Raw genomic sequence first — 21,266 nt, forward strand, 5'->3', positions numbered from 1 at the left:
AAGGGGTCGCTTTCTTTTGGTTACTTTTCTTTACGAGTAAAGAAAAGTGACACCTCCATGTGCCCAAGAGCCTGACACCACTCCGCCTTTAGGCCCTGCAGACCTGAATCAGGTCCCTACAAACGCATTAGGACCCAGGAAAAGACAAACATCTCCATCCCCCCATGAGCCCACCCCCTCAACTTGTTTCCCCCCGAAACAACTCCCCAAAACAAATCACCGATTTTTACGAACCAGCATCTCAAGTTACAGATATGTTGCAACTTAGCCGCTTTTTGCCCCTGCAGATTTCCCTGGATGCGTCGTAATCTTCAAACGCGCCAACCGGCGCTGCAACCAGATAGGAAATCATGTCCGAACGCCTCATCATGCTTGACGTCCCCGGTGTCCTCTACTCGAGCCGCTCCGAGGCTCGGCTGGGCGGGATTCCCGATACCGGCACCCTGCGCGACGTCCGTTTCTTCGATCCCGTCGCCCTTGGTTTCGTGCGTCGGCTGTTTGGTCTCGCCGGCGCCCGCGTGGTGGTATCCGAGGCATGGCGCCGCGGCGTCCCGGCGGCGATCCTGCAGCAGCTCGACCTGCAGATCGAAGGCATGACACCCGACGTGCCCGGCGGCCACGCCGCGCGCATCGCGGCCTACTTCGCGCACCGGCCTGCGCCGCAGGCGTTCGCCATCCTGACCTGCGACACGGCATCCCTGCGCGATGAGCAATACGCGCACCTGCGCCCGCACGTGGTGGCGGTGAACCCGGCAGAGGGGCTGACGCCGGCCAATTTCAAACAGGCGCTCGATCTGCTTGGCGTGGCCTGCCCGTCCACGCTGTGCCTCGATACCCAGCCCGACGCCGGCCTCGAAGCCCGGCTGCGACACCTGCGCCTGCTGGCCAGGGAAGCACCCGCGCGCTTCGAGGCAGGCACCATCGCCACGCCGCTGTTGCAGGCGGTGCCCGAGCTTGCGCTGCCGGTGCGGCAGCCCGCGCAGGCGCTGGCGCACGCCTGACACCTGCCCCGCATTGCATGCCGGCCCCGGCCACGGCACGCCATATGAGCGCGCCGCGGCCGGGGCCGGCTTGCTATCGGGCGCGGGCTTGCGCGCTGTCCCGCCCGCTTGCCGTCTCGCTGAAGACCAGCAGCAGGCCAAGCACGATCGCGGCCATGCCCGCCATGCTCAAGGCGGCCAGGCGGTTGCCCAGGAACAGGTAGTCCAGCAGCGCGGTCACGCCCGGCACCAGGTAGAACAGGCTGGTGACGTTGACCAGGTTGCCGGCCTGGATCAGCCGGTAGAGCAGCAGCGTGGCGCCCACCGAGATCACCAGCGCGAGCCATGCCAGCGACAGCGCGAAACCGGCGCCCGGCACCACCGCCATCGGCTGGAACGGGACGAACAGCAGGCACAGGGCAAGCCCCGCGCAGTACTGCAGCGGCAGCACGTCCAGCGGGGCCTGCCGGATGCGCTTTTGCAGGATGGCGCCGATCGTCATGCACGCCAGCGCCGCCAGCGCGAAGGCCATGCCCAGCGGCGAGAAGCGCGCCAGGCCGATGCCCTGCCAGACCACCAGCACCAGTCCGCACAAGGCCACCGCGAGTCCGGCCAGCCGGCGCGCGGAAACGCGCCGTTCCACCAGCAGCAAGGTCAGGATGGGCTGCACGCCCAGCACCGTGGCAAGTACGCCAGGCGTGATGCCGCGCGCCAGCGCCAGCAGGTAGCAGATCGAGTAGGCACCGGTCAGCAACAGCCCGGCGGCGGCCACCTGCAAGCGCGTGCCGGCCGGCGGCAGCCAGCGCCGGCGCCATGCCGCAAGCACCAGGAGTACGCTCAGCGCCAGCGCGAAGCGCGCCACCAGCAAGGCAAAAGCGGAAGCATATTCAAGCCCTAGCCGCGCGAAGATCGCGCCGCTGCTCCATAGCAGCACGAAGAGCGCGGTCGCGCCATGCGCGCTCAGGGCGGTTTTGTTCAAAGCCATGATATTCACCTGTCACGGGAATCCGAAAGCTCCGGCACGCCCGGCTGCGCGCGGGCGCGTGTCGCGCCCTGGCGCGATGCCGGGCCTGGCCGAAGATGGAAAAAACCGAAAAAACGGGCTGCGGATCAGCCCAGCAAGGCGGCGGGCGGCGGCGCAAGGCCAGCCCCCGCGCGCGGCGGCGACGTGACAGGAGGTGCGAAAGCCGCGGCGCACGGCCATGCCGCGCCCGCATGGGTCGCGATGGCGGCAATGGGATGGTGCGCGGCGTGGATCATGATGCTTTCGTGGAAACTGCGGGAAATATCCGTTGGTCCGTGGAGGCCGAAGAATCCGGTAGTCCGGCGAACTGCGTAACGGTACACCACGCAAACGCGCAAGGCAATGCTGCGCCGCCAACGGCTTACGAGGCCGGTTCGGGATCGGCTGCCAGCCGGCCGGCCACGGCAAACAGCCATGTCGCCAGCACGGCCAGCGCCCACAGCACCAGCACCCGGCCCGCCACGAGCTGCTCGTCAACCAGGTAGGTGCTGCACAGCTGGACCTCCGCCTCCTGGTAGAGCAGCCCGGCGGTCAGCATCATCCAGCAGCCATTGATGACGAAGAAGCCTTGCAGTACGGGGCCGGCCGCCTGCCAGGACGCGCGCGCCAGCAGCCCGGCCAGCACCATGGTCACGACCTTGGCCATGCCGCTCGGCGCCCCGAGCGTGGCTTCGTCCAGCGCCACCGGCAGCATCCAGTAGCTGACAACGCACCAGGCCGCCAGCAGGCCCGGCAGGCCGGCCCCGTTCCATGGGGCCAGCCAGCTCGTCAGGCGCCGGCCAGCACAATGCGCGGCCCACCAGCCGGCCAGCGCGAGCAAGGGCAATTCAAGCCCCATATGCCGGACCATGGACGCCTCCAGCCAGGGGCGCAGGAGCGCGGCCAGCGCCAGCAGCAGCCCGGGGCAGCAGGCTTGCCAGCCAGCCGGGAGCGCGAGCGGATTGCGCCATGGCCGGCGCGCGGGCAGCGGCCTCATGTGCCACCGCGCAGCAGGTCGGCCAGTGCCAGGTCCGGCCGCGCCACATCGTAGGCCGCGGCCAGGCGGCCCTTGCCATCGAGCAGGAACAGCGCCGCATTGTGCGAGTAGCCGCCCAGCCCGTCGGGCAGCACGACAATGCCGAAGGCGTCGAGCAAGCTGCGCAGCCGCGCCGGCTCGGCCACCGTGGCGAAGGTCCACATGGCGTGATCGGCGCGCAGCGTGCGGGCATAGGCCCGCAACGCGGCCGGCGTATCGCGTGCCGGGTCGAAGCTCAGGGTCAGCAGCCGCACACGGTCCTGCAGCCCGCGCTCGCGCAACTGCTGCTGGAGCCACGCCTGGCCCGAGGCGCTGGTGCGGCAGATCGCCGTGCATTGCGTGTAGACGAAGCTCACCAGCGTGACGGGTGCGCGGTCCGCGAGGGCTTCAGCGCCGGACGGCGTCCCGCCACCGAACGCATGGCGGGCACCGGCCTGATCGACCAGTGCCAGCGCCGGCAATGCGCGCGGCACGCGCGCCAGGTCGAGCCGGCGCGCGCCGTCTGCGCTGACCGTGCGCAGTCCGCGCGTGGTGGCGAACACCGCCGCACCGGCCGCCGCCAGCACCAGCGCCACCATCAGCAGCGTCCTGAGCCACATGCGCGTCATGGCTTGGCGGAACCTGCTCCACCGATGAAGGCCTGCAGCGCCTCGCCGCCATGCCAGGGTTCCTTCTGCGCCGCCGACGCCGTGCGCGCCGCCGCGATCTGCGCGGCATCGACCGGTGCCGCATGGTTGCCCCACTGGCTACGGATATGCGTGGCCAGCGCGGCGATCTCCGCGTCGGAGAACTGTTCGCCGAACGCCGGCATGGCGCCGTTGTAGGTGGTGCCAAGCACGTCCAGCGGGCCGGTCATGCCGTGCAGCAGGATCTGCGCGAGCCGGTCCGGCTCGCCGTTGACCCAGGGCGAAGCGGCCAGGGGCGGGAACACGCCTGGGATACCTTGCCCGCCGGCCTGGTGGCAGGCCTGGCAATTTGCCGCGAACAACTGCTTGCCATCGGCAACGGTGCCCTGCCCGGCCGGCGCCGCCAGCGCGGCCGCGTCGCGGCGGTCGCCCAGCGCGGCGGTGCCGTCGGCGCGCTCGATCGCGATATAGCTGACCGCCCACACCAGCAGGCCGCATACCAGCGCCAGCACCACCTTGGGCACCGGGTTGTGCTGCTCGACGGGATCGGCGTTTTCTGTCTTATGGGCTTGCGAGGGCTTCATCGGGTCGGGCGGCCGCATCCGGGGTGGTCGGCGTGGACGGCGCGTAGAGGTTGAGAGTGGGATTGGAAGAAGCGGCCGCACCGCGCAGGTTGGAGGGTGCGGCCGAAACGGCTGCCAGCGTGATACGTCCCGGGGATTGCCGGGTGGTATCCGCCGCGGCGGCCTGCTCCAGCACCGGGTAGGTGTGGCGCAGGCTGATCAGGTAGGCCACCAGGTCCAGCGCCTGGGGCGTGGCCACCGCTACCTTGCCGGGCGGCACCGCGCCGCCCGGCAGGGCGACGACCTTGTCGCCCTTGGCCACGGCGCCCTCCGGCTTCAACTCGAACAGGAAGGGGTAGGCTGGCATGATGCTGTCAGCCACATAGGCGCGCGGCTGGTAAAGGTGGCCAAGGTGCCAGTCGGCGCTGGGCTGGCGCACGCCGATATTGAAGAGATCCGGCCCGGTGCGCATGGTGCCCAGCAAGGGCGGGCTGTCGTAGTGATAGTCGGCCGCGACCGAGGGCCGCCCCCAGCCGCGCTGCCCGTCGGCGCGGCCGGCGCCGGTGGAACTGGGCTGCTGGGTGTGGCAGGCAATGCAGCCGTTGGCCAGATAGACCTCGCGGCCGCGCAATTGCTCGCTGGTGTACGGCGCCAGCGCCGCCGGGGCCGGCACATCCTTGAGCTGCAGGAAGGGCACCACGATCATGGCCGAGGTGGCGAGCGAAAGCGTGACCATCGCCCCGCCCACAAGTTTGAGTTCGTTTTCCATGTTCAGGCTGCCGCTTGGGTGGCCATGCGATCGGTCTGCGCAAGCGCCGAAGGACGCAGGACCATCAAGGCAAAGTGGAAGGCAAAGACCAGGTGGCCCAGCGTCATCAGCGCGCCGCCGAGCGAGCGCCCCTGCAGCCAGGGCAATGTGACCGCCACCGAATCCATGAACGGCCGCGCCGGGTCGAGCAGCGCCAGGCCCTGCAGTACGCCACCGATGCTCAGGGTGATCAGGTAGGTCAGGAAGCCCGCCACCACCAGCCAGAAATGCAGCGAGATCAGCGCCGGCCGGGGCCACGGCGCGTCGACGATGCGCGGCAGCGCGAAATAGATGCCGCCGAAGATCACCATCGACACGAAGCCGTACATGCCAAGGTGCGCGTGCGCCACCGTGAAGTGCGTGAAGTGGGTCACCGCGTTGAGCGAGCGCAGCGCCTCGAAGGAGCCCTGCACCGACGCCAGCGTGTACATGATCGCGCCGAAGACGATGAAGCGCAGCGTGGCCGAGTGGCGCAGCGCGCCGAAATGCCCCTTGAGCGTCAGGTGCTGGTTCACAGAGAACGCCGTCACGGGAATGATCATCATCACGCTCTGCACGATCGACAGCGTGATCAGCCATGGGGGAATGGGTCCGCCGATCAGGTGGTGGGCACCGACCTGGCCGTAGAAGAAAGCCAGCGTCCAGAAGCCCAGCAGCGACAGGTTGTATGAACGCACCGGCCGCCCGATCACCTTGGGCAGGAAGTAGTAGACACAGGCGAGCGACAGCGGCGTATAGAACAGGCCCAGTACGTTGTGGCCGAACCACCAGTTCATGGTGGCCTGCTCCACGCCGAAATGCACGCCCGGGACCTTGGCGACCACGTACAGCACCGGGAACCAGAACAGCGCCGCGCCGATGTACCAGACCGACACATACAAATGATGTACGCGGCGCTTTTGCAGCATGAACGCCAGCGGCAGGCCGATCATCATCCCGCCCAGCGCGAACAGCAGGCCCACCTGCCACGGGATCTCCAGCCATTCCAGTCCGGCATTGATACCGATGGCGATGCCGCCCAGTCCGGCCACCAGCCCCGCATTCCAGATCAGCGCGCCGATGACGGCAAAGCGGCCGCCCAGCAGCGGCGTACGCAACAAGCGCGGCAGCATCCACAGCGTCAGTCCGAGCAGGCCCATCGGGGCCCAGCCATAGGCCACCGCATTCAGGTGCAGCGTGCGCAGGCGGCCGAAGGTCAGCCAGGCCTGCTGGGTCAGCAGGTCGGGCAGGTGCAGCTTGAGCGAACTGAGCAGCCCGGCGGCGGACGCCACCACCAGCCAGACCACCGCGCAGCTCAGCAGCAGCAGCGCCGGCATGGCGCTGGAGCGGTCGGCTTGCTGCCGCGCGGCCAGTTCGAGGTCGAGGTCGGCCCGGGCCGCCGCGGCGGCGGCCGGCGCCTGCCGGCTGGACGCCGCGCCCGCCCACAAGGCCTGCCGCTGCACGGCATCGCTCGAGGGCTCTTCCGGATGGCCGACTTCGCCGGCCGCGAAAATAGTGCGGGCACCAGCGGCCTCGAGATCGAACAGGCCCTTGCGCAGCGACCAGATAAAGGCGAACAGCCCACCTACCGAAAGCAGGAAGGTAGCTAACAACAGACTCGTGGGATCCATGGATTTCCTTGCTCTTCCCGCAGCGGCACGGCAGCCGCCGTGCTCAACGGACAGCGCTGCATGCTAAGGATGCAAGCCCTGGCGGAACAGGAGCAGATCCGCACGATTCAACCGGACCAGCTTGATTTGCGCGCGACATGATGCCGCAGTAGCAGCCAAGGACCTGATCTGCCGGCGGCCTCCCGGTTGATACGGTACAGTTGAAAAAATCCAGTACCTTGCCAAACAGTTGCTTCCCTATGTCGTCGATGCCGTCCAAGTCCACCGCCCCTCGCCAGGCCACCCCCGGGTCCGCCGCCCCCGGCACGCTCTATGAAACACTGGCCGACGACATCGCGCAGTCGATCCAGGCCGGCACGCTGCGCCCCGGCGACCGCCTGCCCTCGGTGCGGCAGGCCAGCGCCAGCCGCGGCCTGAGTCCATCCACGGTGTTCCAGGCCTATTACCTGCTGGAAGCGCGCGGGCTGATCGTGGCGCGCCAGCGCTCCGGCTATTTCGTCGCCAGCGCCAGCCGCGTGCTGCCGCCCGAGCCGGAGGCGCCGTCGCAGCCGGCCGAGGACTCGACCGCGCTGAACGTCAGCGAGCTGGTCTTCGACGTGCTGCAGTCGGCCAAGCAGCGGGAGCTGGTACCGCTGGGATCGGCATTCCCGAGCCCGCTGCTGTTTCCGCTGCCGCGCCTGGCCAAGTCGATGGCCGGGGTGATCCAGCATCTCGACCCCTGGAGCTCGGTGGACGACATGACGCCAGGCAATGCCGGCCTGCGCCGGCAGATCGCGCTGCGCTACCTGATCGACGGACTCACCGTGCACACCGACGAGATCGTCATCACCAATGGCGCACTGGAAGCACTGAACCTGTGCCTGGCGGCGGTCACGCGGCCGGGCGACGCGGTGATCATCGAATCGCCGACCTTCTATGGCGCGCTGCAGGCGCTGGAACGCAACGGCCTGCGCGCCATCGAAGTGCCGACCCATCCGCGCGAGGGCATCGAGCTCGACGCGCTCGCCCGCGCGCTGGACCGTCACCGCCCGCGCGCGTGCTGGCTGATGACCAATTTCCAGAATCCGCTCGGCAGCCTGATGCCGGACGACAAGAAGCGCGAGCTGGTGCAGTTGCTGGCGCGCTTCGAGGTGCCGCTGATCGAGGACGACGTCTACGGCGAGCTGTACTTCGGCAGCAAGCGCCCGACGCCGGCCAAGGCATTCGACGCGCACGGCCTGGTAATGCACTGCGGCTCGTTCTCGAAATGCCTGGCGCCAGGCTACCGGATCGGTTGGGCCGCACCCGGACGCTTCGCGCGCGACGTGGCACGCGCCAAGCTCACCAGCACATTGACGGTGGCGGCGCCGACGCAGGCCGCCATCCTCGGCTACCTGGAGAAGGGTGGCTATGACCGCCACCTGCGCCAGTTGCGCCAGGCGCTGATGGTGCGCCAGGATGCGTTCGCGCAAGCGATCGCACGGCATTTCCCGCCCGGCACGCGCGCCACGCGGCCGGCCGGCGGATACTTCCTGTGGATCGAAATGCCGTCGGGCACCGACAGCCTTGCCCTGCATCGCTTCGCGCTCTCGCACGGCATCAGCATCGCGCCCGGGCCGATCTTCTCGGCGCATGGCGGATTCCGCCATTGCCTGCGGATCAATTGCGGGCACGATTTCGACGATCGCACCGATGCGGCACTGGCCACGCTGGGACGGCTCGCCAGGCTGACGATGCAGTAAAGGCGGCGCCGTCCCACGCTGACAACTTACAATGCGCGGCCCAATGGAGAACATGCAATGGAATCCCGCCTGACCGAACTCGAAATCAAGGTCGCCTTCCAGGACGACCTGCTCGAAACGCTCAACCTGGCCGTGGCGCGCCAGCAGCGCCAGATCGACCTGCTGCAGGAGCAGCTACAGGCGCTCTACCAGCAGATGCGCTCCAGCGGCGCGGGCGGCGCCGACGGCGGCCCGCAGCACGAGATCCCGCCGCACTACTGAGTTTGAAGATGGCGCAGCCCCGGCATGAAGCGGGCACCGGCCCGACCGATTGAACGAAAGCTGCGCCATCGCGGTCTGACAGGCTGGTGCGCGAACCGACGCGCAAGACACCAACCTGGAGTCACCGCAGCATGGCGATTCGCGCCAACCCACTGAAAGCCCTCGGCATTGCCGCGTGCGCCGCAATCGCCACGCTGGGCACCGCCAGCGCCGTTGCTGGCTACAACATCTGGACCGGCGAATACACCTTCTCCCGCCAGGAATTGCAGGACGCCGTGGACAAGCGCTTTCCGGCAACGCTGCGCTACGGCCAGCTTGTCGACGTGCAACTGACGCATCCGCGCCTGGTGCTCGACGACGCCAACAACCGCGTGACCACCCAGTTGGATGCGCGGCTCAGCAATACCTTGCTGCCGGCGCCGCCCATCGACGGCACGCTGTCGCTGAGCAGCGGACTCAGATACGATCCGGCGAAACGCGCCGTGCTGCTCGACAATCCTGCCGTCGAACAGGTGCGGGTAAACGGCATGCCGGCGCAGTACGGCGAGCAGCTGAATGCGATCGGTGCCGTGGTCGCGCAGCAAATCCTGCGCGACTACCCGCTTTACACCTTCACGCCGGAGCAATTGCGCGTGGCCGGCAAAGAGGTCGAGCCAGGCGCCATTACCGTGCTGCCCGACGGCATCAAGGTGCAGGTCAATACGCGCTAAGCGCAATACGTATCCCATATTCGCATCGAATGCGGCTGCCATTGCCGCGCGGCATTTGTTGTATTGGCGCACGCATTCATACCAGAACCACACGGATTAAATGCATGTCGCGCGAGTAAACTCGCCCGACCGGTTATACTCCGCGCTCCAACAACTAACGGGTAATTACAATGGCCGTAGCAAAGAAAGTCGCACAAACCAGCGCAGCAAAGACCAAGCCGGCAGCCGCCAAGAAGGCCGCCGTGCCCGCAAAGAAGGCCAGCGTGCTGGCTCGCGAACTGCAAGCTGCGAAGAAGGGCCTGCTGAAGCTGCGCGCCGATGCAAAGAAGGCGATCGAAGCCGCCAAGCGCGAAATCAAGGTCGCAGCCGAAGCCGCCAAGAAGGCAGTGCTGGCAGAGAAGCAAGCCGCCAAGGAAAAGCTGGCTGCGCAAAAGGCCAAGGCCAAGCCGGCAGCGAAGAAGCCGGTGGTGAAGGCCGCCGTGGCGAAGAAGGCAGCAGCACCGAAGGCCGCTGCCAAGAAGGCCGCCGCACCGAAGGCCGCCGCCAGGAAGGCAGCCGCTCCGAAGGCAGCAGCAGCGCCGAAGGCAGCCGCTCCGAAGGCCCCGCGCAAGACCGCCGCAAAGAAGCCGGCAGCACCGAAGAAGGCCGTGGCCGTGAAGGTCGAGGCAGAAGCGCCTGTCGCCGCGAAGTAAATCGCGCGAGGGCCAGCGCGGCAAGCGGCCCGGACATGCGCGCGGAAATCCGCGCCATGCTTCGGTCCCCGCCGCGCACCGCTCTGGTGCGAACCGGCTGGTGCCTGGCAGGGCCAGCCGGACATCCCTGTCGAAATTCCCGGCTTCCCGAACGTCTCAAGCCTTCAAGCAGGCTCTCCCACCCAACAGGCCAGCTCGGCAGGCGCCGCTCTCCCGCACGTCCGGTCGCCCTGTTTTCCCGGCCGTCATTCGATGTCATTCCGGCAATTGCCCGCACGGCCGCCAGGAAAGACCCGACGGATATTTCCCTCGATTAATGCAGTCCGGTAATTCGCGCCTCGCTCTCGCAGCATCTTAAGCCGACGCTTAAGCTGGAACCAGGCCAGAACGCAGCCGGAACCTGAGTGGAACCGGAACCAGCATTCGAGCCAGCCTTTTCTGTCATCCCCGGCCCGTTTTCCGCCCGGCATTCAGGCTGCTGTCAGCCGGTATGGGATGAGAGATTTCCTATTTGCGAAATACCAGGCTGAAGTTATTGGCCGGCATCGGAACCGGCTCGTCCATGCGAAAACCCTCCGCTTCGCCCAGCGCCGCCACGTCCTCCATATTGCGCACGCCCCATTCGGCATCGGCGCTGCGCAGCTGCGCGTCGAAGACAGCATTGCTTGGCGCGGTATGTTCGCCGTTGCGCCGATAGGGACCATAAAGGTAAAGCACGCCACCTGCCGGCAGCAGGCAGCCCGCCCCCGCGAACAACGCCTCGGCCGCCGCCCACGGCGCGATGTGGATCATATTGATGCAGACCATCGCTTGCGCCGCCTCGATGCCCCAGGGCTGCTGCCGCACGTCCAGCACCAGCGGTGCGCGCACGTTGGCCAGCCCGGCATGGGCGGTCCAGCCTTCGATCGAAGCGCGCGCGGTGGCATCCGGATCGCTGGGCTGCCAGGTCAGCCCCGGCAGCGCCGCGGCAAAATAGGCCGCGTGCTGGCCGGTACCGCTGGCGATTTCCAGCACAAGCCCGCTTTCCGGCAAGATCCGGCGCAACACGGCGAGGATGGCGTCGCGGTTGCGGTCGGTGGCTGGCGCGATCCGGCGAGCGTCGAGTTGCGCGTCTTGGTTCGGCATGGTGTTCTCCTGTGGACAATAGTGCGCACGGCGTACTGGCGCGGTGGCTGGTCGGTGCCGCAAGCGTAGCAGGCATGCGCTGCATGCGGGGCACGGAGACATCGGACTGCCTTCGCCCGTCACGCGCGCACGGGCCCGAACCGTTCCCGGTAGTCCCCCGGGGAAGTGCCGACGCGCTTGCGGAAAACGCGATGCAAGGCGTCCACGCTGCCGAAGCCGGATCGCTCGGCGATGCGCTCCAGCGGCCACGCCGTGGTCTCCAGCAACGCCTTGGCGCGCTCCGCACGCGCGCCTTCGACGAAGCGCGCCGGCGGACCGCCCGTCTCCCGGGCAAAGGCCCGGGCGAGCGTGCGCTCGCTCATGCCCGCGCGCGCGGCAAGCGCGGGCCCCCGCAGGTCACCCCTGGGATCGTCGATGATGGCAGCCAGCAAGGCGCGCAGCCTGGGCGTCGCGCTGCCCTGCAACTGCAGCCCGGTACTGAACTGCGACTGGCCGCCGGGCCGCCGCAGGAACAGCACCAGCTCGCGCGCCACGGCAAGCGCCAGCTCGGGACCGCAATCGGCCTCGACCAGCGACAGGCACAGGTCGATGCCGGCGGAGACGCCGGCCGAGGTATAGATAGGCGGATCCGCGACGAAGATCGCGTCGGGTTCGACCCGCACCGCCGGGCGCAGCGCCTGCAGCAAACCGCAGGCGTTCCAGTGCGTGGTGGCGCGGCGCCCGTCCAGCAAGCCGGCGGCGGCCAGCACGAAGGCGCCGGTGCAAACGCTGGCGATGCGGCGCGTGCGCCTGGCGCGCGACTGCAACCAGGCGATCAGTTCCGGATCGGCGGCGGCGCGGCGCAGGCTCGCCTCGCTGCCGCCGGCGACAACCAGGGTATCGGTGCGGGCGGGCAGATCGGCCAGCGCGGCCGCGCCGGCCAGCCGCAGGCCGGCATGGGTCCCGAGCTCGCCGCCGGCCTGCGTGGCAAGCGTGACCTGGTACGGCTTGCGGCCCGCGGGACTATGCAGGTTGGCCACGGCGAAGACTTCCATCGGCCCCACCACGTCGAGCGACTGGACGCCCTCGAAGCCCACCACCACCACGCTCCTGGTTGTTCTCTGTGAATTGGTCATGGCAAAGAATGCGGTAAATCTGGCCTTTTTGCCAGAGCCCAAAAGCCGTATTTTGACCTGGATCGAGACACGTCAACCGAGGACACCATGCAGCACACCTTCAGGCTCCGCCTCGCCGCACTCGCATTCAGCGCGCTCTTGTCATGCGGCTGCAGCGAACCGGGCACCCAGACCCAGGCGCCAGCATCGCCCGAGCCGGCCAGCCTGGCAACCGCCGCGCCGCTCGCCCTGCCGGCGCCCAAGGCCGGGCGCGTGCGGCCCCTGGTGGCGGTACTGGCCGACAACGCCGGCACCGAGGTGACCGATTTCGTGATTCCCTATGGCGTGCTGCGCGAGGCGGACGTGGCCGACGTACGCTCCGTATCGACCGGCGCCGGCACCGTCGCGCTGATGCCGGCCCTGCGCATACGGGCCGACCAGACCATCGCCGGCTTCGACGCGGAAGTGCCCGCAGGGGCGGACATCGTGATCGTGCCGGCGATGCACCACGACGATACGCCCCAGGTGCTGGCCTGGCTGCGCGCCCAGGCCGCGCGGGGGGCCACCGTGGTGGCGGTCTGCGAGGGCGCGCTCGTCCTCGCGCGCGCCGGGCTGCTCGATGGCCGCTCGGCCACAACACACTGGTATGCGATGCGCGGTATCGAAGCGAAGTTCCCAGCCACCCGCTGGGTGCACGGCCGGCGCTATGTGGCGGACGGCAACATCGTGACCTCCAGCGGCGTGACCGCCTCCCTGCCGCTGTCGCTGGCGCTGGTCGAAGCCATTGCCGGCCAGCCGGCGGCGGCAGCGGCGGCGGCCCGGCTGGGCGTCCGGGACTGGAGCGCGCGCCACGATTCGACGCCGTTCAGGCTGGACGCCGCGAGCATCGGCCTCGCGCTCTCCAACCGCCTCGCGTGGTGGCGGCACGAAACCGTCGATATCGCGGTGGCGCCCGGCTTTGACGAGATCGCAGTGGCGCTGCAGGCAGACGCGTGGTCGCGCACCTATCGCTCCGAAGCCAGGACGCTGGGCACTGCCGCCGAATTGCGCTCGCGCCGCGGCTTGCGGCTGGAGGCCGACGCCGTTGCCGTCGGCGCGGCGACCGGTCCCGAGCCTGGCCACCATGCGTCGGCCCCGTATGCCGGACCACCGGCCGAAGCGCTCGATGCTGCCCTGGGCACCATCCAGGCCCGCTACGGCCAGGCGACCGCGCAGTTCGTCGCGCTGCAAATGGAGTACCCACGCCGTTGAGGTCCGATGCCGGCGATGGCAGCGCCGGCAAGATGCAAAACGCCCCCGATGAAAGCATCATCGGGGGCGTTCGCACCGCCCGCGCTGGCCGGCGCCTGCGCGCCGGCCAGCAAGCCCGGGACAGGTCGGGCGGTGCTCAGGCCTTGGTCGTCTTGACGCTGGTGGCCTCGGCCGTCAGGTAGCCGACAGCCGCGCCGAAGCGGTCCTTGTAGTTGGCGCGGACCAGCGGATCCAGCTTCGGCTGCACCTTGCTGTGCAGGCTGGTCCAGTCACCGGCGTGCTGGAAATTATTCATGATGTAGGTCCAGCCGTTGAGCTCGTCGACCGCATGCAGGCCCGTCGATTCCGCGCCCGCCGGGGTGGACAGCACGCGCGTCAGCTTCCTGGTGTCGACGTTGTAGGCCCACAGGAAATTGTTGACGTGCTGGCTGCTGTCCTCGCCGATGAACAGGGTGCGCAGCTTTTCCGAGAACTTGAGGTTGTCGGGGTTGGCGACCAGTTCGGGGTCGGCGGTGTTGCCCAACGCGTCGGCCGCGATATCCTTGCCGACCAGCAGCGCCCTGGTATGCACCGGCACCCATTCGCTGTTGATCGCGGCGCCGCCCAGGTCCTTCTGGCCGCCGGCGAGGTTGTGCTGCATCACGCCGCCGGCCTTGAGCGCCGCCGGAACCGAGATGCCGCTCTCCGGATTCCAGCCCTTGGCGGTGTTGCCGTTGACCATCGAATCCTGGATGTTCTGCAGCGCGGAGTAGGCCACCTTGTCCTTGATATTGACGGTGGTGCCTTCCATCTTGGTGAAGCCCATGCTGCCGCCCATCAGATAGGCATAGCGATGGGTTTCCAGGAACGCCGCAGCCTTTTCCTTGCCGGGCATGACCTTGACCCAGTTGGCCGCGCCGCCGATGAAGATCTTCTTGTAGCTGGCGTCCGAGGGGTCGCTGAACTTGACGTCGAGGATATCGGTCGGCAGGTTGGACTTGGCCAGTGCCTCGATCTCGGCGCTGGTGGCATGGCCCAGCTTGACCCAGGTCAGGTCGGCGCCGGCGGCGGCGGGGTCGATGGAGAAGCCCGCGCCTACCTTGGCCACATACAGCGTGCCGGCGGAGAGATCCTTCTCCTTGTCCGCCACGAACATGAACAGGCCGCTGTTGGTGGCGTCGTCGCCCATCAGCACGGTGCGGTTGTCCGGCATCACCTGCACGAGTTCGTGCGAGATGCGGCCCATGCAATAGTGCTTCTTGATGCTGGCGGTGCCGTCCGGGTTGACCGTGACTTCGGGCATATGGCCATAGAAGTACGGGTTGGCCAGGACGCTGGCGGTGCCGAGCAGGTTCTTGCTGAACGCCTGGAACTGGGCGCTCGCGCTCGCGGTGAACGCGTCCGGCTCGTATTCCTCGCTGGACAGGTGCGTGTTCCACGGCGACAGGCTGGCGCCGCAGGTGATCCACAGGCCGTTGACGGACGAGGTGTCGACGTTGTGGTACTTGACCAGGGTCAGCTTGCCGGTGGCGGGGTTCTGGTCCAGCGTCAGCACGCCGATCGGCGACGGCAGGCGGCCATAGGTGTCGTTGCTGGCCTGGTCGCGCGTGGTGTATTCGAACTGGACCACGGCGAATACCGTGTTGCCCTTCACGCCCGCGACCTTGGCGCCGTCGATCTTGAGCAGCGAGGTGCCGTCCGGCGAGTCGGAGTAGAACTGGCGCTCCTTGCCTGCCACCGAGCGGTCGATGATCGGCTGGTTGTTGATGTCGAAATAGCCGCCGGCGAGGATGGTGCCGCCCTTGCCGTCCGGTACCTGGTCGCCGGTGATGAAGAAGGGCTGGTAGGCCAGCTTGTAGGTCTGGCTGGTGCCGTCGCTGAACGAGACCTTCAGGCTCGAACCCACCGTGGTGGTCGCCATCGCGGCCGCGTTACCCAGGTCCGGCGCGGCCATGCCGGTGAATTCCGCGGTGGTGAACGTGGCAGCCGGGGGGGTGGCCGCTATCGCTTCGTCATCGCCGCCGCAGCCGACCAGGAAGGCCGTGGCCCCGAGGCCCAGCGGCAGCATCGGCGCGCCAGCCAGGAATTTGAGCGCCTTGCGGCGGGATGCGTCAGGTTTGTCGAGCATTGTTCTTTCCCGTTCCTTATGTGATGGAGTGGGCGGCGCGCATGGCGCCGCCATGCCGCGCGCTGGTGGGGGACAGCCGTGCGTCGGTCAGGCCGATGTCGCATCCTATGAATGATTTGTGACAACCTGTTGAAATTGACTTATTTTTCAGACATTCGAGGGACCCGCCGCGCCTCCCTGGCGGGTTGGCGGGCGTTCCGGATACCTGCGGGCCGGCCGACGGGCGGCTGTTGTACACTGGCGGACGCGCCCGTCCCGGGCGCCTTATCCCTTAGCTTGCCGCCCGCCGGCGTCCCATGCGGCGCGCCGCGATGCGGCCTCACCCGTGCCGACCTACACCCTCGCCTCCTCCGTCCAGGCGGACCTTGAAATCCGCAAGAGCCGTTTCATCGGCTACGCGATCCCTGTGCCCGACCGCGAAACCGCCATGGCGCAGCTGCAGCGCCTGCGTGCCGAGCACGCCACCGCCACCCATGTCTGCTGGGCCCTGCTGGCAGGCGGCCAGTCCGGCATGTCGGACGATGGCGAGCCTTCCGGCACGGCCGGCCGGCCCATCCTGGAGGTGTTGCGCCACCATGAGCTGGACGGCGTACTGGCCGCGGTGGTGCGCTACTACGGCGGCATCAAGCTGGGAGCGGGCGGGCTGGTGCGCGCCTATACGGATGCGATTGCCGCCGCGATGAAGGACGCGCAGCGCATCGAACGCATCGTCCAGGCCGACCTGACGGTGGAGGTGGACTATGCCGACGAGGCGCGCGTGCGACGCTGGATCGAGCAGGCAGGCCATACGCTCGCGCATGGCGAGCACGGGGCCGCGGCACGGCTGACGATCCGCCTGCCGGCGAGCGTGCTGGACGACGCGCAGGCAGCGTTGCGCGATGCCACCCATGGGCGCGCCCGCTTTGCCGGCGCGGGCAAGGACGGCGACGATGAAGGGGCACCATCGTGAGCGGCCACGCGCCGGCACCGGTGCCCGCCTTCTCCGCGCGGGTGGAGCCGCTCGGCAGCACCTTTCCCGCGCCACCCGGACAGACGCTGCTGGAAGCCGCGCTGCAGGCCGGCGTGCGCCTGCCCAGCTCGTGCCGCAACGGCACCTGCCGCAGTTGCCTGTGCCGGCTATCCGCCGGGCGGATCGCCTATCGCATCGAATGGCCGGGCGTCAGCTTCGATGAGCGCGACGAAGGCTACATCCTGCCCTGCGTAGCGTATCCCGAAAGCGATGTGGTGATAGACGCGCCGCAGGCACGCTGAAGCGGGCTCAGGCCAGCCCGGCCAGCTTGCGCGCCCGCCTCGGCATCGCGCGCGCCGCCAGGCATTGCATGAAGAACGGCCAGGCGATGCGCAGGGCATCCGGGCCCGACGGATCGGAGAAGGCCTGGCTGGACGGCCCGCCGCTCCAGGCATGCGCAAGCCCTTCGATCCGCACCAGGCGGATATAAGGCCGCCCCTCGCTCGACCATCCATGAACACGGTAAGGGCGGCGCTGCCCGCGCTGCACCCTGCGCGGCGGCGCCGGCACGGGCGCTTGCGGCAAGAGTTGCTGCCACAGCGCCGCCGAGGCCAGTGCGTTGTCGAACGCCACCACGGGATCCGCATCGCCGTGCAGCAGCAGCAAGGGCGGCGGCGAACGCCCCGCCAGTTGCAGCCGGGCGGCGTGCAGGTCGGGCTGGCCCTTGCCATGCATGACGCGCGCCGCCTGCGCGGCGTTGCTCGCACTGTATGGCGCCGCGCCCGAGTGCGAGCCCACCGCGACAAAACGGTCCGGGTAGCGCAGCCCGAGCGTCAGCGCCATCGCCCCGCCGGCCGAAAGGCCCAGCACGAAGACGCTGTCGGGGCGAACCGGGCGATGCTCACAGATATGCTCGACGATGGCCATCAGCAGGCTGGCCTCGGCTGCCACCCGGGCCGGCGAGCGGAACCAGTTCCAGCAACGCTGCGCATTGGCCTGGGAGGATTGTTCAGGCATCAGCACCACGCAGCCCGCGCTGCGCGCCAGCGCCGCCGCCCGGGTGCAGGCGGCGAAGCTGGCGGAATCCTGGCCGCAGCCGTGCAACAGCACCAGCAGCGGGGCCGGGCGCGAGGCGCTCGCGCCGGGCGGGATGAACAGGCGGTAACGCCGCTGTACCAGCGGCCCCAGGCCCCAGCTGCCTTCCTCCCAGCGTCCGCCGCCCCGGCTGACCGGCGGCGGCACCGGCGAGGCTACCCCGCTGAGCACCCGCTGCGCGGCCTTGCTCATGGCCTCGCCCTGCTTCACCGCCGAGCGGATGGCACTGCGCGTGACGGTGCGCTGCGCGTCGCGGACATTGCGGGTGGCGATCTTGCTCAGCGTATCCCAAAGCTTGCGGCCGCTGCGGCTGCGTCGTGTCATCGGCGATATGCCATGGGCGGCATCTCCTGTGCGCGTGGTGGGAATGCGCCGAGGCGGGCGCACGGCTGGCCTGGCAGCGCAGCAGCCAGTATGCCGCGCGCCGGCGCATTCTGTCAGGCGATGCCGTGCACGCGCGCTCCCCCTGGGCGGACTCCTGCCGCCGCGCTCGCCGCCTAGAATGCCCCGCGCAGCGCCAGCTCGGCGCCGAGCAGCAGCAGCCCGCAGAAAAACAAGCGGCGAAAGCGCGCCGCGCTGATGCGATGGCGCAGCCACTGGCCGATGTACATGCCGCCCAGCGCAGGCACCAGTGCCAGCAGCGAAGCGCCCAGCACCGGCGTGTGCAGCAACGCGCCGTTCAGCGCCAGGCTGATCGCCAGGGCGACAGTGGATACGGTGAACGACAAGCCCAGCGCCTGCACCAGGGTTTCCCTGTCCAATTCCAGCCCCTGCAGGTAGGGCACCGCCGGAATCAGGAATACGCCCGTGACGGCGGTGATGGCGCCGGTGACCGCACCGATCAGCGGCCCCAGCCAGGCTTCCGTGGCCGCCGGGACTCTCGGATGGTATGCGGCCAGCCCCAGCACCGCGTACAACACCAGCGCCATGCCCAGCCATGCGGTGGCATGCGCCATCAGGCTGGCTGGCAACAGCGCGGCCGCCAGCCAGGTGCCCGCGCAGATGGCCGCCAGCATCGGCCACAGCCGCCGCGCCAGCTGGCCGAGCCGCGGCCCGCTGTACAGCTGGACGACGTTGGTCACCATGGATGGCGCCACCAGCAGCGCCGCCGCCTGCGCCGGCGGCATGGCAAGCCCCAGCAGCCCTACCGCCACCGTGGGCAGGCCCAGTCCCACCACGCCCTTGACCAGCCCCGCCAGCAGGAAGGTGAAGCCGATCAGCGCAGTCTGCGCGTTCAGGAAAGCCGACTCCATCGCGGGCCCCTCACCCGGCCCGTGCCGGCGAGGCCGCAACCGGGGCGTGCACGGCGCGGCTGTCGGCCGGGGCCTGCTCGCGCTCGTCCAGCCCGTAGTCGCGCAACACCTGCGCCACGCGCAGGCGATAGCCCGCGAACACGCCGCCGCGCCCGGCCGACTGCGCGTGGCGGTGCTCCGCCGTATTGCGCCAGGCCATGACCGCGGCTTCGTCGCGGAAGAACGACAGGGACAGCAGCTTCCCCGGGTTGCTCAGGCTCTGGAAGCGCTCCACCGAGATAAAGCCGTCGATGGCTTCCAGCGTGGTGCGCAGTTGCGCCGCGATATGCATATACGTATCCATGCGGCCCTCGGCGGGCTCGACTTCGAAGATGACTGCGATCATGGCGGAGGCCTTTTTCGGTTGCGTTCCATGGGTTCGGCGCGCCTTGCCGTTCACGGCAAGGGCACACGGAAAAGATCAGAGAAAATGCGGAATGCGCGTGTTGAGCGAGGGGCGATAGCGGAACGCGCGCGCCAGCAACGCCGGATCCGCGCCGCGCGACAGCAGCGCCGCGACAACCGCCTGCGCCACCGCCGACGCCAGCGCGTCGCCGGGGCAGGCATGACGGCCGCGGCCGAAGGTCCAGGGCGCCGCCGATGCATCGCACGCGCCGGTGCGTCCGCCGCCGTCATCGAGCGATGCCGCCGCCAGCACCACCAGCACGGTATCGCCGGCCTTCAGATCCGCGCCGCACAGGCGCGCATCGGCGGCCAGGAAGCGGCGCGTGTTCTGCACCGGCGGATCTTCCCGCAGCACGCCCGCGGCGGCCTCTTGCAGCGCATCCAGCCCGCGCCCTCGCTGCGGCTCCCGCGCGAGCCGCAGCAGCATGTTGCCGACCAGCCCGGCGCTGGCCTCGCAAGCCTGTATCAGCAGGCCGATCGCATTGGCGACGACAATCTCCCGCGTCACGCCGGCCGCCAGCGCCTCACGCACCAGCCCCTCCAGCGGCGGCGCGGCCGGATCATCCATTGGGGCCATGCCCGTTGTAGCGGACGCCAGGCGCGCGCGCATCCAGGCCTGCAGCCAGGCCGCCGCGTCGCTGCCGGCAGCAAGCTGCTCTGCCGTGGCCAGCGGCGACATCGCCCGCGCGAAAGCGGCCACCTGCGCCGCCATCCGCGCCGCCTCGCCACGCGCGCCGGCCACCTCCAGTCCCAGGACATCGGCCACTGCCAGCACCGGCAAGGAGAACATCCAGTGATTGACGGCCGCGCCCTGATGGCGGCTGTCGAACGGCAGATCCAGCGCCAGCGCCGACACCCGCGCGCGCACGCCGGCCAGATCCAGGCACGCCATCCGCTTGCGCAACACCGCCTTGAGCGGTGCGTTCCATTCGCGGTCGTTCATGCGGATCAGGCCGCCAAACAGCGCACCGGCGTGGCTATCCGCGAGCGCCGGCGGCACCGCCTGCGCGGGCGGCCGTACCCGGCACGCGGGATGCGCCAGCACCGCCGCCACCTCGGCGGCGCCAGCGGCCACCCACAGGCCGAGCGCTTCGTCGCGATAGAAGGGCCGCTGCGCGGCGAGGGTGTGATAGTAGGCCGCGGGGTCGGGATGGGTGACGGCGGAAAGCGGGTCGGGGGGCATCGGCATGGGAGGCGGCACGGGACCAAGGAGTGGGCTCAGGAGCACACAAAGAGTATGCCGCCGCCAGTGGCCCGACGTTTCATGACGAGGTGAAATATGGAATGCGGCCCCGCGTAAAACCGCGCCTTCGCTGGCCGCCGGTCAGCCAGCTACGGCACTTTACTCCCACGCGCTTGAATGCCTGCATTCCTCATCTGACCCCGGGGAATAAAGTGCTTCCGAAAGTCGCACTGAGCCATTGATTATTCAATGCGTCCAGATCGGTGCGCGTCACTAAATTGCTTTCGGGCAAGAATTGCGTCCGGTAGGAGAGCGCTTCCGAAATCGACGCCTCATTCTCGATTCAATATCGGAGGCAAACGCCGCAATCAATTCTGAGTGGACTAATGGCCTCCTCCATTGTGCCCGCCGCCGTCCCCGCCGCGAACCATAGCTCGACCACCACCGTGGCCCATACCTGGACTGTTGCCATGGCTCATAGCCGGACCACCGCCGGCGGTCATACCCGGACTGCCGGCATGGACCATACCCTGGCCGCCGCCAGCGCCCATAGCCGGGCCATTTCCTCTGACCATCCCCGGACCGCCACCGTGACCCATGCCTGGACCGTTGCCAGGACTCATGGCCGGACCACCGCCGAGGGCCATACCCGGACTGCCGGCATGGACCATACCCTGGCCGCCACCAGCGCCCATGGCCTGACCACTGCCGGGGACCATACCCGGACCGCCGCCATGGGCCATACCCTGGCCGCG

The 21,266-nt window shown here is 68.8% G+C and carries 20 protein-coding genes and 1 pseudogene; 8 read left to right on the forward strand and 13 right to left on the reverse strand.

Features of this window, described 5'->3' with window-relative positions:
* Positions 1-350 precede the first annotated feature (350 nt).
* Complete coding sequence (locus tag AC3FOF_RS02595) at positions 351-1,001, forward strand: HAD domain-containing protein (protein WP_488725686.1); 651 nt, start codon at positions 351-353, stop codon at positions 999-1,001.
* Positions 1,002-1,074: 73 nt separating this feature from the next.
* Here the strand turns inward: AC3FOF_RS02595 and AC3FOF_RS02600 are convergent, their stop codons facing one another.
* From AC3FOF_RS02600 to AC3FOF_RS02625, 6 genes and pseudogenes are all read right to left on the reverse strand, one after another.
* Positions 1,075-1,965: a DMT family transporter gene (locus AC3FOF_RS02600; protein WP_488725687.1), complete on the reverse strand. Its 891-nt coding sequence runs from the start codon at positions 1,963-1,965 to the stop codon at positions 1,075-1,077.
* 400 nt (positions 1,966-2,365) lie between these two features.
* Positions 2,366-2,980: a hypothetical protein gene (locus tag AC3FOF_RS02605; RefSeq protein ID WP_276267672.1), complete on the reverse strand. Its 615-nt coding sequence runs from the start codon at positions 2,978-2,980 to the stop codon at positions 2,366-2,368.
* Complete coding sequence (locus tag AC3FOF_RS02610) at positions 2,977-3,627, reverse strand: SCO family protein (RefSeq protein ID WP_276267673.1); 651 nt, start codon at positions 3,625-3,627, stop codon at positions 2,977-2,979. Before AC3FOF_RS02610 ends, AC3FOF_RS02605 begins: the two co-directional genes overlap by 4 nt.
* The gene (locus tag AC3FOF_RS02615) at positions 3,624-4,229 is read right to left on the reverse strand and encodes a c-type cytochrome (RefSeq protein ID WP_276267674.1); all 606 of its coding nucleotides are present in this window, start codon (positions 4,227-4,229) and stop codon (positions 3,624-3,626) included. The genes AC3FOF_RS02610 and AC3FOF_RS02615 overlap by 4 nt, the downstream gene beginning before the upstream one ends.
* A gap of 157 nt (positions 4,230-4,386) precedes the next feature.
* A pseudogene (locus AC3FOF_RS02620) lies at positions 4,387-4,977 on the reverse strand (cbb3-type cytochrome c oxidase subunit II); the annotation flags it as partial.
* Positions 4,978-4,979: 2 nt separating this feature from the next.
* A complete protein-coding gene (locus AC3FOF_RS02625; RefSeq protein ID WP_276267675.1) occupies positions 4,980-6,626 on the reverse strand; it encodes a cbb3-type cytochrome c oxidase subunit I in 1,647 nt (548 codons plus the stop codon).
* A 248-nt stretch (positions 6,627-6,874) separates the two neighbouring features.
* Between AC3FOF_RS02625 and AC3FOF_RS02630 the strand changes: the two genes are divergently transcribed.
* The 4 genes from AC3FOF_RS02630 (at position 6,875) to AC3FOF_RS02645 (ending at position 10,010) form a co-directional block, all read left to right on the forward strand.
* A complete protein-coding gene (locus AC3FOF_RS02630; RefSeq protein WP_488725905.1) occupies positions 6,875-8,347 on the forward strand; it encodes an aminotransferase-like domain-containing protein in 1,473 nt (490 codons plus the stop codon).
* A 57-nt stretch (positions 8,348-8,404) separates the two neighbouring features.
* Complete coding sequence (locus AC3FOF_RS02635) at positions 8,405-8,608, forward strand: SlyX family protein (RefSeq protein ID WP_017229890.1); 204 nt, start codon at positions 8,405-8,407, stop codon at positions 8,606-8,608.
* 131 nt (positions 8,609-8,739) lie between these two features.
* Positions 8,740-9,318, forward strand: a complete 579-nt coding sequence (locus tag AC3FOF_RS02640) for a DUF1439 domain-containing protein (protein ID WP_017229891.1) — start codon at positions 8,740-8,742, stop codon at positions 9,316-9,318.
* A 170-nt stretch (positions 9,319-9,488) separates the two neighbouring features.
* A complete protein-coding gene (locus AC3FOF_RS02645; RefSeq protein ID WP_017229892.1) occupies positions 9,489-10,010 on the forward strand; it encodes a hypothetical protein in 522 nt (173 codons plus the stop codon).
* Positions 10,011-10,517: 507 nt separating this feature from the next.
* Here the strand turns inward: AC3FOF_RS02645 and AC3FOF_RS02650 are convergent.
* Complete coding sequence (locus AC3FOF_RS02650) at positions 10,518-11,198, reverse strand: DUF938 domain-containing protein (protein WP_488725688.1); 681 nt, start codon at positions 11,196-11,198, stop codon at positions 10,518-10,520.
* A gap of 56 nt (positions 11,199-11,254) precedes the next feature.
* Complete coding sequence (locus AC3FOF_RS02655; protein ID WP_488725689.1) at positions 11,255-12,250, reverse strand: GlxA family transcriptional regulator; 996 nt, start codon at positions 12,248-12,250, stop codon at positions 11,255-11,257.
* Positions 12,251-12,337: 87 nt separating this feature from the next.
* Here AC3FOF_RS02655 and AC3FOF_RS02660 point away from each other — a divergent pair, with 87 nt between their 5' ends.
* Positions 12,338-13,480 carry a DJ-1/PfpI family protein gene (locus AC3FOF_RS02660; RefSeq protein ID WP_488725690.1) on the forward strand — a complete coding sequence of 381 codons (1,143 nt, stop codon included), beginning with the start codon at positions 12,338-12,340 and terminating at the stop codon, positions 13,478-13,480.
* 136 nt (positions 13,481-13,616) lie between these two features.
* Here the strand turns inward: AC3FOF_RS02660 and AC3FOF_RS02665 are convergent, their stop codons facing one another.
* Positions 13,617-15,587, reverse strand: a complete 1,971-nt coding sequence (locus tag AC3FOF_RS02665) for a PhoX family protein (RefSeq protein WP_488725691.1) — start codon at positions 15,585-15,587, stop codon at positions 13,617-13,619.
* 325 nt (positions 15,588-15,912) lie between these two features.
* Here AC3FOF_RS02665 and AC3FOF_RS02670 point away from each other — a divergent pair, with 325 nt between their 5' ends.
* Together AC3FOF_RS02670 and AC3FOF_RS02675 are read left to right on the forward strand one after the other, a co-directional pair.
* Positions 15,913-16,536 carry an IMPACT family protein gene (locus AC3FOF_RS02670; protein ID WP_276267295.1) on the forward strand — a complete coding sequence of 208 codons (624 nt, stop codon included), beginning with the start codon at positions 15,913-15,915 and terminating at the stop codon, positions 16,534-16,536.
* Complete coding sequence (locus tag AC3FOF_RS02675) at positions 16,530-16,838, forward strand: 2Fe-2S iron-sulfur cluster-binding protein (protein ID WP_430869639.1); 309 nt, start codon at positions 16,530-16,532, stop codon at positions 16,836-16,838. Before AC3FOF_RS02670 ends, AC3FOF_RS02675 begins: the two co-directional genes overlap by 7 nt.
* A 7-nt stretch (positions 16,839-16,845) precedes the next feature.
* Here AC3FOF_RS02675 and AC3FOF_RS02680 read toward each other — a convergent pair whose 3' ends face one another.
* The 4 genes from AC3FOF_RS02680 to AC3FOF_RS02695 form a co-directional block, all read right to left on the reverse strand.
* Entirely contained in the window at positions 16,846-17,955 is a 1,110-nt protein-coding gene (locus tag AC3FOF_RS02680) for an extracellular catalytic domain type 1 short-chain-length polyhydroxyalkanoate depolymerase (protein WP_276267297.1), read from the reverse strand.
* Between the two features lie 173 nt (positions 17,956-18,128).
* Complete coding sequence (locus AC3FOF_RS02685; RefSeq protein WP_488725692.1) at positions 18,129-18,884, reverse strand: sulfite exporter TauE/SafE family protein; 756 nt, start codon at positions 18,882-18,884, stop codon at positions 18,129-18,131.
* Positions 18,885-18,894: 10 nt separating this feature from the next.
* Positions 18,895-19,269, reverse strand: coding sequence for an antibiotic biosynthesis monooxygenase family protein (locus tag AC3FOF_RS02690; RefSeq protein WP_276267299.1), 375 nt, complete (start codon positions 19,267-19,269; stop codon positions 18,895-18,897).
* Positions 19,270-19,344: 75 nt separating this feature from the next.
* Positions 19,345-20,517 carry a cytochrome P450 gene (locus AC3FOF_RS02695; protein WP_488725693.1) on the reverse strand — a complete coding sequence of 391 codons (1,173 nt, stop codon included), beginning with the start codon at positions 20,515-20,517 and terminating at the stop codon, positions 19,345-19,347.
* Positions 20,518-21,266: the final 749 nt, after the last annotated feature.

The sequence above is a fragment of the Cupriavidus sp. 96C5-1 genome, assembly GCF_057798855.1.